14 protein-coding genes are annotated in these 15,188 nt (G+C 54.3%); 13 read left to right on the top strand and 1 reads right to left on the bottom strand.

The features are described 5' to 3' along the window. Positions 1–333 precede the first annotated feature (333 nt). On the bottom strand, positions 334–3,150 hold the full coding sequence (uvrA, locus tag METAL_RS14175) for an excinuclease ABC subunit UvrA (RefSeq protein ID WP_005373318.1): 2,817 nt from the start codon (positions 3,148–3,150) through the stop codon (positions 334–336). Positions 3,151–3,880: 730 nt separating this feature from the next. Here uvrA and METAL_RS14170 point away from each other — a divergent pair. The 13 genes from METAL_RS14170 to hflC all read left to right on the top strand — a co-directional run bounded on the left by METAL_RS14170 (position 3,881) and on the right by hflC (position 15,163). Continuing rightward, complete coding sequence (locus METAL_RS14170) at positions 3,881–4,300, top strand: hypothetical protein (protein WP_005373316.1); 420 nt, start codon at positions 3,881–3,883, stop codon at positions 4,298–4,300. An 86-nt stretch (positions 4,301–4,386) separates the two neighbouring features. After that, a complete protein-coding gene (locus METAL_RS14165) occupies positions 4,387–5,181 on the top strand; it encodes an RMD1 family protein (protein ID WP_005373315.1) in 795 nt (264 codons plus the stop codon). Positions 5,182–5,185: 4 nt separating this feature from the next. Then, entirely contained in the window at positions 5,186–6,037 is an 852-nt protein-coding gene (locus tag METAL_RS14160; protein ID WP_005373313.1) for a 23S rRNA (adenine(2030)-N(6))-methyltransferase RlmJ, read from the top strand. A 237-nt stretch (positions 6,038–6,274) separates the two neighbouring features. Continuing rightward, positions 6,275–6,973 carry a type IV pilus assembly protein FimV gene (locus tag METAL_RS14155; RefSeq protein WP_157203350.1) on the top strand — a complete coding sequence of 233 codons (699 nt, stop codon included), beginning with the start codon at positions 6,275–6,277 and terminating at the stop codon, positions 6,971–6,973. Positions 6,974–6,976: 3 nt separating this feature from the next. Next, on the top strand, positions 6,977–8,158 hold the full coding sequence (locus tag METAL_RS14150) for a hypothetical protein (protein ID WP_005373310.1): 1,182 nt from the start codon (positions 6,977–6,979) through the stop codon (positions 8,156–8,158). A gap of 33 nt (positions 8,159–8,191) precedes the next feature. Next, complete coding sequence (locus tag METAL_RS14145) at positions 8,192–8,728, top strand: GTP-binding protein (protein ID WP_005373309.1); 537 nt, start codon at positions 8,192–8,194, stop codon at positions 8,726–8,728. Position 8,729: 1 nt separating this feature from the next. Further along, a complete protein-coding gene (locus METAL_RS14140; RefSeq protein WP_005373307.1) occupies positions 8,730–9,374 on the top strand; it encodes a hypothetical protein in 645 nt (214 codons plus the stop codon). 36 nt (positions 9,375–9,410) lie between these two features. Continuing rightward, on the top strand, positions 9,411–9,773 hold the full coding sequence (locus METAL_RS14135; protein ID WP_005373305.1) for a roadblock/LC7 domain-containing protein: 363 nt from the start codon (positions 9,411–9,413) through the stop codon (positions 9,771–9,773). A 451-nt stretch (positions 9,774–10,224) separates the two neighbouring features. Further along, the gene (locus METAL_RS14130; RefSeq protein ID WP_005373304.1) at positions 10,225–10,998 is read left to right on the top strand and encodes an alpha/beta fold hydrolase; all 774 of its coding nucleotides are present in this window, start codon (positions 10,225–10,227) and stop codon (positions 10,996–10,998) included. Between the two features lie 247 nt (positions 10,999–11,245). Further along, entirely contained in the window at positions 11,246–11,485 is a 240-nt protein-coding gene (gene hfq, locus METAL_RS14125; RefSeq protein ID WP_005373302.1) for an RNA chaperone Hfq, read from the top strand. A 114-nt stretch (positions 11,486–11,599) separates the two neighbouring features. Then, positions 11,600–12,868 carry a ribosome rescue GTPase HflX gene (gene hflX, locus METAL_RS14120; protein ID WP_005373294.1) on the top strand — a complete coding sequence of 423 codons (1,269 nt, stop codon included), beginning with the start codon at positions 11,600–11,602 and terminating at the stop codon, positions 12,866–12,868. Between the two features lie 226 nt (positions 12,869–13,094). Then, positions 13,095–14,306: an FtsH protease activity modulator HflK gene (gene hflK / locus METAL_RS14115; protein WP_005373293.1), complete on the top strand. Its 1,212-nt coding sequence runs from the start codon at positions 13,095–13,097 to the stop codon at positions 14,304–14,306. Then, positions 14,303–15,163 carry a protease modulator HflC gene (gene hflC, locus METAL_RS14110; protein WP_005373292.1) on the top strand — a complete coding sequence of 287 codons (861 nt, stop codon included), beginning with the start codon at positions 14,303–14,305 and terminating at the stop codon, positions 15,161–15,163. The genes hflK and hflC overlap by 4 nt, the downstream gene beginning before the upstream one ends. Positions 15,164–15,188: the final 25 nt, after the last annotated feature.

The raw sequence follows: 15,188 nt of genomic DNA, 5'->3' as shown, positions 1-15,188 counted from the left end.
AAGGGTAGTTAAATACGGATTAAGAGTTAAAGGCTGTGAAAGCCGCCTGATAAAATCCCCCCTGCCCCCCTTTTTCAAAGGGGGGAAAGCGGCATTGTCAAAGGGGGCGAAGGTATGAGTCGCTTCAATAATAACCCAAACGACATCCCCCCTTTGAAAAAAGGGGGCAGGTAAGACACTACCCCCTTTGAAAAAGGGGGGCAGGGGGGATTTACTCTGCAAACAGTTGATGGGGTAACACTGATGTAGCTCTTAATTCGCATTTAAAGTGTAGTGCGTATTTTGCAACCCATAAAGTCTGGCCTTCGCCAAGCCATGTCGAGTATCGCCCGATTATTCGAAAAAACGCCGCAGATAATGGCCCGTGAATGAAGCGGGGTTGGCGGCGATTTCCTTCGGCGAGCCTTCGGCGACCAGCGTTCCGCCGCCGTCGCCGCCTTCGGGGCCCATGTCGACGATCCAGTCCGCGGTCTTGATTACGTCCAGGTTGTGCTCGATCACGATCACCGTGTTGCCGTGGTCGCGCAATGTGTGCAGCACCGACAAGAGTTGCTTGATGTCGTGGAAGTGCAGGCCGGTGGTCGGTTCGTCGAGAATGTACAAGGTTCTGCCGGTGTCGCGTTTGGACAGTTCCTTGGCCAGCTTGACCCGCTGCGCTTCGCCGCCGGACAGCGTGGTGGCGTTCTGGCCGAGCGTGATGTAGCTCAGGCCGACTTCGGTTAGGGTCTGCAGCTTGCGCGCGACCGACGGAATCGCGCTGAAAAATTTGGCGGCGTCTTCGACCGTCATTTCCAGTACTTCGTGGATCGTCTTGCCCTTGAAGCGGATTTCCAGTGTCTCGCGGTTGTAGCGTTTGCCGTGGCAGATTTCGCAGTTCACGAAAATGTCGGGCAGGAAGTGCATTTCGACCTTGATCACGCCGTCGCCCTTGCAGGCCTCGCAGCGGCCGCCCTTCACGTTGAAGCTGAAGCGGCCGGGCGTGTAGCCGCGCGAGCGCGCTTCCGGCGTGCCGGCGAACAGGTCCCGGATCGGGGTGAACAGGCCGGTGTAGGTGGCCGGGTTTGAGCGCGGTGTGCGCCCGATCGGGCTCTGGTCGATGTCCACGACTTTGTCGAAATGCTCCAGGCCGTCGATTCCGTCGCAAGGCGCGGGCAGGGCGCCGGCGCGATTGATCAGCCGTGCGGCGTGACAATATAAGGTATCGTTGATCAGCGTCGATTTGCCGGAGCCGGATACGCCGGTCACGCAGGTCAGCAGCCCGATCGGAAACGCGATGTCGACGTTTTTCAGATTGTTGCCGCGCGCGTTGCGGATCACGATTTGCCTGTCCTTGTCGTTCGGCGTGATTTTCTCGGGCACATGGATGCCGGTCTTGCCGGACAGGTATTGACCGGTCAGCGAGTCCTGATTTGCCAGAATGTCTTCGAGCGCGCCCTGGGCGATGATCTGACCGCCGTGGATGCCGGCGCCGGGGCCGATGTCGACGATGTGCTGGGCCGAGCGGATCGCATCTTCGTCGTGTTCGACGACGATCACGGTGTTGCCGAGGTCGCGCAGCCGGAACAGGGTGTTGAGCAGGCGCTGGTTGTCGCGCTGGTGCAGGCCGATCGACGGTTCGTCGAGCACGTACATGACCCCGACCAGGCCCGCGCCGATCTGGCTCGCAAGCCGGATCCGCTGGGCTTCGCCGCCGGACAGCGTATCGGCGCTGCGGTCGAGCGTCAGGTAGTCCAGGCCGACATTGACCAGGAATTCCAGGCGCTCCTGAATCTCCTTGATGATCTTGGCCGCGACCTCGCCGCGTTTGCCCGGCAGGTTCAGCGCTTGAAAAAATGCCAGCGCCTTGCGGATCGGAAAACGCGTCAGATGGTGGATCGGCAGGTCCTCGACGAAAACATTGCGGGCCGACAGGTTCAGCCGCGCCCCGTCGCAGACGTTGCAGGGCTTCTGCGAGAGATATTTGGCCAGTTCCTCGCGCACCATCAGCGAATCGGTTTCATGGTAGCGCCGCTCCATGATCGCGATGATCCCTTCGAAACGGTGGCGCTTCTTTTTCGAAAAGCCGAAATCGCCGGCCAATTTGAACTCGATTTCGTCGTTGCCGCTGCCGTATAGGACGACTGTCTGGATGGCTTTCGGCAACTCCGAAAACGGCATTTCCGGGTCGAAGCCGTAATGTTTGGCGAGCCCGAGAATGATCTGGTAATAGTAGGCGTTGCGCCGATCCCAGCCGCGGATCGCGCCGCCGGCCAGGCTGATGTCGGGGTTGTGCACGACCAGTTCGGGGTCGAAATATTCGCGCACGCCGAGGCCGTCGCAACTGGTGCAGGCGCCTTTCGGGTTGTTGAACGAAAAGACGCGCGGTTCGAGCTCGGTCAGGCTGTAGCCGCAATGCGGGCAGGCGTAGCGTTCCGAAAGCAGCAGCTCGGTTCCGTCGTCCAGGCAGGCCGCGATCGCCATGCCGTCGGCGATGCGCAAGGCGGTCTCGAACGATTCGGCCAGCCTTAGCGCGATGTCTTCGCGAATCTTGAAGCGGTCGACGATCACCTCGATCGTGTGTTTCTTTTTCAGGTCGAGGGGCGGCGCTTCTTCCAGTTCGTACACGGTCCCGTCGATGCGTGCGCGGATGAAGCCTTGCGCGCGGAGGTCTTCGAGCAACTGGCTGTGCTCGCCCTTGCGTTCGCTGACCACCGGCGCGAGCAGCATCCAGCGCTGCTCCGGCGGCTGCGCCAGCACCTGGTCGACCATCTGGCTGATCGTCTGCGCTTCGAGCGAAACCTGATGTTCCGGACAGCGCGGCGTGCCGGCGCGCGCGTACAAAAGGCGCAGATAATCGTAAATTTCGGTGATCGTGCCGACCGTCGAACGCGGGTTGTGCGAGGTCGATTTCTGTTCGATCGAAATCGCCGGCGACAGCCCTTCGATATGGTCCACGTCCGGCTTTTCCATGATCGCGAGAAACTGCCGGGCGTAGGCGGACAACGATTCGACATACCGGCGCTGCCCTTCCGCATAGATCGTATCGAACGCCAGCGACGACTTGCCGGAGCCGGATAGGCCGGTAATCACGATCAACCGATCGCGGGGCAGGTCGAGGTCGATATTTTTCAGATTATGGGTACGGGCGCCGCGGATGCTAATGGTGTCCATCAAGAAATTCCGTGTGACTGGTCAGCCACATACTATACGATCAAAGAGGGGCCAAGTTCAAACCGGGGAACAACACGGGATTTCAAGGACAATCGCCCCGATTAAAACCGGGAAATCCCGTGCAATTCCGATAATGCACTCACTGTAGGGGATGATGCCTATAAAGAAGCTTGACAATGTTTCCCCTTATATTTTACTGTCAGCGTTAGAGATGAAATAGAGGGGGCAGGCTGTAATGCAGTGCGGCTTGCATCGGTTGTCTTTCTAATTCGTTGAATATAATCATCTTTTTTGGTAAGAACCGATGGGGCTCTGAGTCCCGCTATGCTTTATTGGCTTTTACCGAAAGTCGATTTCTTCCTCCGAATATCTCACCACTTTATATCAGACCTCTTTTCCTTTGGGCGGCCCAGGATTCTAATCGGGCAACCCTTGCCAACTCGGCTTTCTGCCGGTTCTAAAAAGCATCCAGTTTAACACAGATCGATTTACTGCGAGGCACTTGGCAAAGTTTGTAAAGGAATTGTTAGTGATCAAGGCTGAAGGGTGTTAATAGAACCCATTTCCTAGTGTTTTGATAAGTTGTAGCGGTTGAAAGCCGGATTGTGATTATAATGATTGCGGAAGAATGCCCATTCCGGCAAGTCTACCGTGAAGGCGTTCTTGCGGTTCGAAGAAGCGCGGTTTCGTCGGGCCGTCGATAATAATAATCACAATAAAGAGGAAGCTTATGAAATGGTTTAACTTCTTAGGACTCGTCGCAGTTTCATTTTGGGTTTATATTCCGGCGGTTCAGGCGACCGAACACCACAGCGGTCATGGTGCCGGGATGTCCGGCGGAGGCGGGGCCGGTGCGAGCCAATGCCAGAAAGCCAGGCTGGAGCGTTTTAATCCGCCGCATTTGGCGAAAGTGGCGCCGGGGTCCGATTTTTCATTCTATGCCTTCAATATAGACAATCCCGGCCAGTTGTCCGCAACGGTCAAAAAAGAGCCGGTGGAGCTGACTGCGGAATACAAGGAACCTTATTTTCTTGTCAAAGGCAAGTTGCCCGCCCATTTGACCCACACCGCCGCGCGGATCGATATCAAGGCTGCTGCAAAATCGGCCCATTGCGAAGAAGAGAAAGGCTGGCTGTTGATCATCGAATGATGGCGCCGTGTCTCTGGTACCGTTTCGCGCACGCTTTGCCCTGATCCATGTTTCCGGCTTCGGTTTGCCAATGAAAAACTTTTCCGATGTCAGCTAATCTTCCTGTCAAGCGGTGCGTCGCTTATTGCCTGGCGCACCGTTTCAATATCGACGTCTTGGCGAGAGCGCTCTCGGAATCGAGCCTCATCCGTTTGATCAAAGGCGCACTGCTGGTCGAGGAAAACGATACTTATTCGGTCATTCTGGGTTACGGCGCGGTGGTGCACTGGAACGTCAGCCCGGAGCGGCAGGCGGTGATCCATCGCTTGTTGCTCGCCAACGCCGAGCAGGCCCTGGAATCGATTGAAGAGGATCATTTTACGTTTACTTATGATTGCCCGGTAACCCGGATTGTCGAGGATCATATCGAGCTCGAGTCCTCCGATCCGATCCTGATGTTTGCGTTGTCGCAGGGGATGGCGCAGTCGATCAAGCTGGCATCCTTCGAAACCCAGGCGCTCAGGACCATCGAAAATACCAGTTATATTCCGAAGTCGCTGGCCGACAAGGGCAGGATCAACATCAGCCGCCGCGAGATTGCCAAAATCCGCGGCCAGTTGTTTCTGACCAAGAGCGACATCATCGTCAATTACGATCTGCTCGATATTCCGGAGTTTTTCTGGGAGTATCCGGAATACGAAGACTATTACGCAATCGCGGCTAAATATCTCGAAATCGCGCCTCGCACCGAAGTGCTGTCGAAAAAACTCGAAACGATCCACGAATTGTTCGAGATGTTGGCCGATGAACAAAACCATCGTCATTCTTCACGGTTGGAGTGGATCATCATCTGGCTGATCGCATTCGAAATCGGTATGACGATCTACGACAAGGTGCTATAAAATCGTGCTGAGTTATCGTCATGCCTTCCATGCCGGCAATTTTGCCGATGTGCTGAAACATCTGGTGCTGGTGCATATCCTTGAGCATTTGAAAAGGAAAGATAAGCCTTTCTGTTACATCGATACGCACGCGGGCGCGGGGATGTATGCGTTGAACAGCGAGTTTGCGTTGAAAAACCGCGAGTTCGAGAGCGGTATCGCCCGTTTGTGGCGGCGCAGCGACATGCCGGCCGGCGTACAACGCTATGTCGATCGGGTCCGGCAGTGCAATCAGGGGAAGGAGCTGGCGCATTATCCGGGCTCTCCCTTTATTGCCGCCACTCTGATGCGCAAGGACGACAGGCTGTGCCTCTACGATTTGCATTCTACCGAATTCAAGTTTCTGCATAGGCTCTTCGAGAAAGATCGGCGCATCAGGACCTTCCACGCAGACGGTCTGGTCGATTCTCTCGGGTTGCTGCCGCCGAAGGAACGTCGCGGTCTGGTTTTGATCGATCCTTCCTATGAACTCTCCGACGATTACCGTTTGATGATCGAAAGTCTGAAAAAAATGCACAAGCGGTTTGCGACCGGAATTTATGCGCTGTGGTACCCGGTCGTCGAACGCCAGCGGATCCGGCGCCTGGAGCGGCAGTTGCAGGACAGCGGTATTGGAAATGTCGCGCTGTTTGAGCTGGGCATCGCTCCCGACAGCAAAGGGCGCGGAATGACCGCCAGCGGCATGGCCGTGATCAATCCGCCCTGGACATTGGCCGCCGAAATGCAGCGGGAACTGCCGTGGTTGGCCGATGCGCTGGGGACCGAAAAACAGGGCAACTGCCGGATCGTGAATCTGGTGCACGAAAGCGCCGGCTAAATCGGTAGAGGCTATCGAACCCGCTCCGCTACGGGAAGCGTGATACGAAAGCTTGTCCGAAAGGCTGCCGGCTTTGAACTTGTAAGTAAAACCGCGCGCGGCAAAACGGAGTTTAATTTCTGCGGCGCTCGTCACAACATTGGTATTGCTTATCTGTTTCGCCGATAGCCCATTTGTAAATCAGTAATAAGTGACTATTCTTGTGGTAACTGAGTTGTCCATGTGATGAGGTCTGTCTTGATTACTGCTAACGATGGCGATTTTGACGAATCTCCGGTGCTGGAATTTGTTTATGATGAATCCACTGCCGGATTCTGCGAATGGCCTGCCTTATCGGTGGAAAAGCGTCTCGAACGCCTGGCTTTTCGGGTTTCACGAATGCCCCGGTCTTTACGGGCGCATGTGGAGCGTATTCATTACTGTTTCGGTCATCATTTGAACGAACCATTGTATGCGGCGCTGATTGATTTGCTGATCGTGCTCGACCCGTCTGGACGCAGGCTGAGCCAGCGCATGATATTCGGATCCAGATCGCGGCTGACCGTCAGCCAGTTTCAGATGCTGAGAGATTTCTTGAAAAAGGAAGAAAATGCACTCGAATCGTTACCGCATGCCCGCTTTTCACTGTTCAGCAAAGGATTGCAGTCGAATGTCATGCTGGTGCGGATGGTCGAAGAACCGTGCGAAACGGCGCATGATCCTTTGCAACTGGCAAGGGATTATGTCGAGTTTAGCCAGTTGGATGAAGCGGCCCGTGTGCTCGAACAAGCCATTCTGGACCACCCGGAACGCTTTGAATTACACAGCGAACTCTTGGCGCTCTACCGCTCGACCCGCGACCGGGCAGGTTTTAAGCGAACTCATCAAGCGCTTGTTTGCCTCGGGGCCAAGCTGCCGCCTGAATGGGCGCAGTTGGGCGATTTTTTAAAGGTCTGATCAATGCCGGATAAAAAACCATTAACAGTTGCGCTGCATGGGATGGATGAACGCAGCCGTAAAATCATGATGATGTTTTTGCAGGGGCCATGCAGGGGGAAGGTGGTTGTCATTGATGATGACGACTCTGATGTCGATATTTTCGACGGGGACATGCCCGCTTCAAAAAAATTATTGTCCGAACATTTGGGAACGGCGAGGGAAAAGCCGACGATCGTGCTGTCTTTGCAGGATTTCAATCATGAGGGCGTGCTCCAGGTCAGAAAACCGGTAAAAACCGATGACATGCTGTCGGTGTTGAACGAAGCGAAAATTCAATTGGCCGACTTTGCCAGAAAAAAGGCGGAGAAACAGGCGGTTCTCGCGGTGGCCGAGACGAAACAAAATGATGAGTTCGAGCCGCAGCCTCTCAAGACCTATGTCATGGACCGGGACGAGCGCGGAAAAATCTCGAAGCACCGGACGGCGATGCGCTTCGATGAAAAAGGCTTTCAGGCGTATATCGGCTCGCTGTCCGACATCGACGTCAACGATCCGGCGCAATTTGCAAACGCATCGTACGATCCGAAGGATTATTTTCAAGGATATATCCAGTCCGCATTTATGGTGTGCCGTGCCAAAGGCCAAATCATGCAGTTGCAATCGGGATGGAAACCGATCATGATTTTTCCACATACGCATGAAGTGTGGCTCGATGCGGATGATCCGCAATTGCGGGCATTTGCCGGCATCAGGTTGAATCAGAGCTCGACTTCCAAAATGTCGATCAGTCCGGTGAATGGGCAAACCATGGGACTGGGCGGATCGCTGGACAAGTTTCAGAGCATGGATGCCTTTTTATGGAAACTGGCCTGTTGGACGTCAAAAGGCCGTTACCCCCGCATGATCGATTATACCCGGCCGGTCTATCTGAAATGCTGGCCCAATTTTACGCGTCTGTTGATTACGCCGCACGCGCTCAGAATTGCGGCGTTGTTGATGCAGGGTCCCCGGACATTGCCAAACGTTGCGCAGGTACTCGATGTCAAGCCGCAATATGTGTTTGTATTCGCCAGCGCTGCCTGTGCATTGGGTCTGATGAGTCAGGCGAAGCGGGAAGCCGATAATCTGGTTCAGCCGCCGGAGGTGAAAGCGACTAAGGGGCAAGGCTTATTGAGCCGTATCATGAATAAATTGCGCGGTTAACTCAGCACAGCGGAACGACACGATCATCACACTATGAGTCAGTACAAAATTATTTTCACAGGGCCGGTCGGAGCCGGAAAAACCACGGCAATCCACTCGATCAGCGATGTGCCACCGGTGAAAACCGACGCGTCCGCGAGCGATATGACCAAATCCAGAAAGGCGGCCACGACTGTCGCCATGGATTACGGCATCATGAACCTCTCCGACGGAGAGAAAATTCATTTATACGGAACGCCGGGGCAGGAGCGTTTCGATTTCATGTGGGATATTCTGATCAATGGAGGTATCGGATTGGTGCTGTTGCTGGATAATACCCGCGCCGACCCGTTCAAGGATATGAAGTTTTTTCTGGAAGCGTTCGGCGATTTCATTTCGAAAACCAGTGTCGCGATCGGCGTTACGCAGATGGATCTGAGCAGTAAACCGACGATTGCCGATTATCATACGCAGTTGCAAGCTTCGGGTTTGAAGCTCCCGATTTTCGCTGTGGACGCACGGGTCAGAAGCGATGTGTCGCTGTTGGTGCAATCCCTTCTCTATTCTCTGGATCCGGGGTTGGCCGAATAATATGAGCGGCTATCATTTGACAGAGGGGCTTTTTTTGTATCCGACGCCGTCGGGAGCTTATTATGCGGTGTCTTCGAACGAGATGGACAAGCCGCGCCAGTTTATCCGGCAGATGCTGTCACAGCCTGCGACCAAGGCTTTGACCTTCGAAAATCTTCAGGAGTTGACAGGCTTGGAAGACCCGGAAAAATGCATGGAAATGCTGCATCACTGTCAAAAACTGGGTTGGGTGCAGGGATTGAAACAAGCCTTGAATTATCCGTCGGAGCAACTCGACAAAATTTTACCGGATATGTTGAGCGCTATTACCGAGAACGGTAAGGTGCTGTTGGCGGATATGGAAGGATTTTATCTGGCAAGTCACGGATTTCCGCATGAAGTGGCCGAAGAATTGTCGGCATTGAGTGCCGAGATTGCCACCGTTCACGCGCGCCGTTCCGGGGTGTTGATGAATAATTTAGGGCAGACAAGCCAGGCATGGGCTATTGTCGATGTGTTCGGAAATAGCCAAATGGGATTCTGGCCGCTGTTTATTGGAAAAAATCGTTTTGTGTTGATCATTTCCGGAATTCCCCATTTCAATCAGCCAGAATTTGTGAGTTTGATTTGGGCTTTGGCGATCCGTTACGCCACCAAAGCCTCTTAAATTTTAATAATTACTTTTCGTTAGAGAGGAAGCGATATGCGGGCAGACATGCTTACATCTGTATTGACAGATTTGAATGGAACTTCAGCGGATATTGAGGCATCGGGAATCATCTCGACGGACGGGCTGATGATGGCGTCAGTGTTGCCGGCCGGAATGGACGAAGATAGAGTGGGGGCGATGAGTGCCGCCATGCTGTCCCTCGGTGACAGGACCGCGCATGAGTTATCCAGAGGCACGCTCGAACAGGTGCTGATCAAAGGCGAGAAGGGCTATGTGTTGATGACCTATGCGGGTGAGGATGCCGTATTAACCGTGTTGGCCAAGCCGAATGCGAAGTTGGGCCTGATCTTTTTGGATGTGAAGCGTGCGGCGGAAAGTATTATCGGCCTGTTGTGATCCCGGTTGCCGTTAAGCGGCTGCAGCTTTAAAAAATCGATCGGAGCCGTGCATCGGCAGAAGGCTTCCGTTGCGGAGGACATCTCCGATTCATCGATCTCCCTCCCACGTTGTCCGAATATTCTTGCGGTCATAAGGATGTGGCGCAAGCGTTTCTTTCATCTCGCAGGCTGCGGCCTCAATCCCGTTTTTAGCCGTTGTCTTCCGCCATTCAAAGCGCGGCGGCAGGATTTGCTTGCAGTTTGGAAAGTTCTTTGGTTTACTACGCCGTTTCAAAAACTTCAGCCGCGTCTTCATTAATAATCAATGAGGGAGATCGGCGTGTCCCGGCGAGCTGCCGAGATTGCATGTTTGCCGGAACAAGACCGAATGGTCGGTCATACTTGATTTTCTGAGCTTGTCCCTACGATCTGCACGGGCCGGTGATTGAGTCCATCATTGTAAGGAACGGATGGCTGTTGTCGAATTAGCCTATAGCGAGTTTGGTCGGTCGGATTGCGCGCCGCTGATTGTTTTGCACGGATTTTTCGCTTCCTCGCGCAACTGGCGGTTTATCGCGGAGAGGCTGGCGGCTTCGCATCATGTCTTTGTGGTGGATCTGCGTAATCACGGCGCTTCGCCGCATCATCCGGTCATGGATTATCCGGCGATGATGGAAGATGTTCGATCTTTCATGGTTCGGCGCGGTCTGGCGAAAGCCAGCCTGCTCGGGCACAGCATGGGCGGCAAGGTGGCGATGTGGTTGGCGCTGAACGATCCTGGCGCGGTCGATAAACTGATCATTGCCGATATTGCGCCGACGCGCTATTCGCACCGTTTCGATTCGACCATTTCGGCGTTGAAAATGTTGCCGTTGGCGGCGATCGGTAATCGGAAACAGGCGGAGGAGTACCTGGCTCCCGCCATTCCTGAACTCGGTTATCGGCAATTTTTGCTGCAAAACCTGGTATTGCGCGACGGCCATTACCGGTGGCGCGTCGATCTGGATATCTTCAGCCGTTCCGCGCCGCAAATCGTGACTTTTCCCGATGCCGCAAACCGGGCGCCTTATTCCGGGGACGCCCTGTTCATCACCGGTGCCGAGTCGGCTTTCGTTAAAGCCGAGACTGTGTTTCCGCTGTTTCCGAAGGCTCGAATGAAAACGCTCGCCGGTGCCGGGCATTGGCTGCATGTCCAGCAGCCTGAAAGTTTTCTGGCGGCGACGCTGGATTTCTTGCGCGCATAAAGGGGTGATGGCGTCCAGGCGTTGCTCACCCTCGATCCGTTACAACGCAGGAAAGTGTCAAAATATGCCCAGACAATAGGAAAGCCTGACGATAAATGATAAGCTATTAACAATCAGACGCCATCACAAGCACACTGTCTAGGAAAATGTTTTGGAACCGGAACCGTTCTTAAATTAGCCATTGTGCGGATTCGTATTTACCGTTATCTTAGATATCACTCGAATAAACATAATAAGGAGAAATCGGATGTCAAAAGGCCAAAATTTGCAGGATAATTTTCTGAACACCTTGAGAAAGGAGCATACTCCTGTTTCTATTTTTCTTGTCAACGGCATTAAACTGCAAGGCAAGGTCGACTCGTTCGATCAATACGTGATCATGCTGAAAAACACAGTCAGCCAAATGGTTTACAAGCACGCCATTTCGACGATCGTGCCCGGGAAAGCCGTCAAGATGGTTCCTGAGGCCGAGGGCGAAGAAGAATAATTACCGGTTTGCTTTATATTAGAGCAACGCCACTTCCGGTAACGTACCTATTCAACCCGTTAGTGCGTATCGGTATTTGCCATCCATTGGCCTTTCCTGCGCTGGAGTTATTGATTGTTTGATCGCCCCGACTCGGGTGAACGGGCCGTTCTTGTTCATCTGATCCTGCATTCCGGGCAGGAGGATCTTCTGGAATTAAAGGAATTGGCCAGATCGGCCGGCGCGGAACCGGTGCATACGGTGACCGGCAGCCGCAAAAATCCCGATCCGAAATATTTCGTCGGCAGCGGAAAAGTCGATGAAATCAAGCAGGCCATTGCCGACCATGTGGCCGACATCGTCTTGTTCAATCATCCCCTGACGCCCAGCCAGGAGCGGAATCTCGAATCCGCCCTCGGCGTGCGCGTTGTCGACAGAAACGGTCTGATTCTCGATATTTTCGCGCAGCGCGCCCAGACTTTCGAAGGCAAATTGCAAGTCGAACTGGCCCAGCTCAAGCATCTTTCGACCCGACTGGTACGCGGCTGGACCCACCTGGAACGGCAAAAAGGCGGCATCGGCCTGCGCGGTCCCGGCGAAACCCAATTGGAAACCGACCGGCGTTTGATCGGCGACCGGATCAAGCAGATTCAGTCGCGCCTCGAAAAAGTCGAAAAACAGCGCCATCAGAGCCGCGGTAAGCGCAGAAAAGCCGAGATCCCGACCGTGTCATTGGTCGGCTATACCAATGCGGGCAAATCGACCCTGTTCAACCGGCTTACCGGCGCGAATATCTATGCGGCCGACCAGTTGTTCGCAACACTCGACCCGACCCTGCGCAATTGCCGCTTGCCGAACAACTCGGCAATTGTCCTGGCCGATACGGTCGGTTTCATCCGCCATCTGCCGCACGAGTTGGTCGCGGCTTTCAAATCGACTTTGCAGGAAGCCAGCGAGGCCGACCTGTTGCTGCATGTGATCGATGCGCATGCGGAGGACCGCGATGAAACGATCACCCAAGTGAACCAAGTGTTAAAAGAGATCGGCGCCGATAAAATCCGCCAGCTCGAAATTTACAACAAAATCGACTTGCTGGACGGCGGACGCCCCCGAATCGACCGCGATGAAACGGGCCGGCCGGTACGCGTCTGGCTGTCCGCGACGACCGGCGAAGGGGCGGATTTGTCGCTTCAGGCGCTTGCGGAAATTTTTTCCGTACACAAAATCCGGATGCGCTGCCATCTGCGGCCGGAGCAAGGCGACATCCGTGCAAAAATATACGCTTATGCGGACGTCTTCGCCGAGAAGATCGGCGATGACGGCCATTTCGAGATGGTCATTGAAATCGACCCCAAACATTCGGGTGTTTTGGAAAAGATACCTAGCGAAGTGATATCGCCCTGAACCGTGCAGAGTGAAAAACGGGATGAAGGGCGCTTTTGTCCGCCGTATTCCCTGAAATTTTCGTGTTTTTCGCTATTTACGTTAAAATGCCCCCATACTCGCAGCGGCAAGGAACCGGCTCGTTCCGCTTTGACGGTAAACGCTCGGCCCAAGGGAACCTTAGGTGTTTATCCGTGCTATTGATCAATCGTTAATTTAAACAAATATCCTGTTATGGAGCAAAAGTATGTCCTGGAATGAACCTGGAGGCGACAACAAAGACCCGTGGAGCGGTCGGGGCGACCAAAAAGGACCGCCCGATCTCGATGAAGCCATACGCAAGACCCTGGACAAATTAAGCAATTTATTCGGCGGTGGCGGCGGCGACGGGCAGGAGTCGACGGGTGGTCCGAAAAAGAATCTCGGATTGATCGTGGTAGGCGCAATCGCGGCGATATGGATCGCCAGCGGTACTTACAAGGTCGATGCGGGAAATACCGGCGTCGTTACGCGTTTCGGCAAATATGTGGGAGAAACGAGCCCCGGCTTGAATTGGCATTTGCCGGCGCCGATCGAGCGGGTCGATATCGTGAACGTCGAGCAGAACCGCACCCTATCGGTCGGTTCTTCAGGCTTCGGCGAGGCGGGCGAGCGCTCGGAACCGAAGGAAGCCTTGATGCTGACCCGTGACGAAAATTATGTCGATGTGCGTCTGGTCGTTCAGTATAAAGTCAGCAATTTGACGAACAGTGCGAAAAAATTCCTGTTCAATGTGGTCGATCCCGCAACGACGCTGAAGCAAGTCACCCAAAGCGCCGAACGCGGCGTGATCGGCAGTTCGGACATGGACTTCATCTTGACGGAAGGACGCAACGAGATCGTCATACAGATCAAAAAGGAAGTGCAGGAAGTGATGGACCGCTATGAAACCGGGATCGAGATTACCAGCGTGAGCCTGCAGGATGCGCAGGCGCCCGAGCAGGTACAGGCTGCGTTCCAGGACGTGATCAAGGCCCGCGAAGACAAGCAACGCCTGATCAACGAAGCGGAAGCTTACGCGAACGACATCGTGCCGAAAGCGCGCGGCGCGGCGGCCAGAATGCTGCAGGAAGCGCAGGGTTACAAAGACCGGGTTATCGCCCAGTCCGAAGGGGAAACGAACCGTTTCTCGAAAATGCTTACGGAATACCTGAAGCAGCCGGAGGTGACGCGCAAGCGCCTTTACATCGACACGATGGAGTCGGTGTTGGGCGAAGCGAACGTGGTCATGATCGACGTGAAAGGCGGCAACAATATACTCTATTTACCGTTGGATAAAATGGCGCAAAAGTTACCTGAAATCGAGACTCAGAGCGTCGCTCCGGCGGCAAAGGCCGAGACGGCTCCTGCCGAAACGGAAGAACAGCCGGTTGCGGCGCGGTCTTCGTTCCGCGGACGCGACGCAAGGGGGCGCCAATGACAACTTTAAATAAAATCATCATCGGTCTCGCCGCGCTGTGGCTGATCGGCGCCATGTTCGTTTTCACGGTCGGCGAGACCGAAAAGGCGATCAAATTCAAGTTCGGCAGAATCGTAGAGCATGATTTCGAACCGGGGCTGCATTTCAAGTTGCCGTACCCGTTCAACGATATCAAGAAATTTGACGCCCGCATCCAGACGATGGTGTCCAAACCGGAAGGTTTTTTGACCGCGGAAAAGAAAAACGTCTTCGTCGATTTCTTCGTCAAATGGAAGGTGGATGACGTCAGCAGTTTTTATCAGCGGGTGGGCGGCAACATCTTTCAGGCCAATTCGCGGCTGGATCCGATCATCAAGGACGCGTTTCGCGGCGAGTTCGCAAGACGTGATATCCGCCAGTTGGTTTCGACCGACCGGAAGGTGATCCGCGATATCCTGATCAACAACTCGAAGCAGGCGGCCAAAAGCCTGGGACTGAGAATTATCGACATCCAGGTCATGCGCATCGACTTGCCGCCGGAAGTCAGCAGTTCGGTATTCCGGCGCATGGAAGCCGAACGTGACCGGATTGCGCGCGAATTCCGCTCGCAGGGCTCGGAAGCAGCGGAAAGGATTCGTGCGGATGCGGACCGGCAAAGTGTGGTCACGAAGGCGAATGCGTTCAAGGAAGCCGAAAAGCTGCGCGGCGAAGGCGATGCGAAATCGGCCGAAGTCTATGCGAAAGCGTTTGGTGCGGATCCCGAGTTTTTCACTTTTTACCGCAGCCTGAATGCGTACAAGAAGACCTTCAACAAATCTTCAACGCTGGTGCTGGATGCGGATTCCGATTTCTTCCGGTATTTTTCGCAACAGAAATAGCGGGTCGGATTCTCGAATTACAGCG

Origin of the sequence: Methylomicrobium album BG8 (genome assembly GCF_000214275.2) — a bacterium.
Taxonomy (GTDB): Bacteria; Pseudomonadota; Gammaproteobacteria; order Methylococcales; family Methylomonadaceae; genus Methylomicrobium; species Methylomicrobium agile.
Note: the sequence above shows the minus strand (reverse complement) of the source record. Positions and strands in the feature narration are given on the sequence as shown.